The organism is Pseudomonas sp. SIMBA_068, from assembly GCF_046534705.1.
In the GTDB taxonomy this organism is placed as follows: domain Bacteria; phylum Pseudomonadota; class Gammaproteobacteria; order Pseudomonadales; family Pseudomonadaceae; genus Aquipseudomonas; species Aquipseudomonas putida.
This window is the reverse complement of sequence record NZ_JAWRYI010000705.1, coordinates 1-265: the sequence shown is the minus strand read 5'-3', so window position 1 is coordinate 265 and position 265 is coordinate 1. Positions and strand designations below refer to the sequence as shown.

Sequence of the window (265 nt, the reverse complement as noted above, 5' to 3'; positions counted from 1 at the left end):
AACGCCATGGCCACTTGGTGGTGGACGAGATCTACCACGGGCTGACCTACGGTATGGATGCCCCCAGTGTGCTGGAAGTGGACGATGAAGCCTTTGTGCTGAACAGTTTTTCCAAGTATTTCGGCATGACCGGCTGGCGCTTGGGCTGGCTGGTGGCGCCGCCTGGCGCGGTGGCCGACCCGGAGAAACTCGCGCAAAACCTGTACATCAGTGCGCCGAGCATGGCCCAGCATGCTGCTCTGGCGTGCTTCCAGCCGCAAACCCT

At 61.5% G+C, this 265-nt stretch carries 1 protein-coding gene; it reads left to right on the top strand.

Going from position 1 to position 265, the window contains the following annotated elements; all coding sequences use genetic code 11:
• The coding region (locus tag SB756_RS31065; RefSeq protein ID WP_410913368.1) for an aminotransferase class I/II-fold pyridoxal phosphate-dependent enzyme at positions 1 to 265 on the top strand (265 nt) is incomplete at both ends.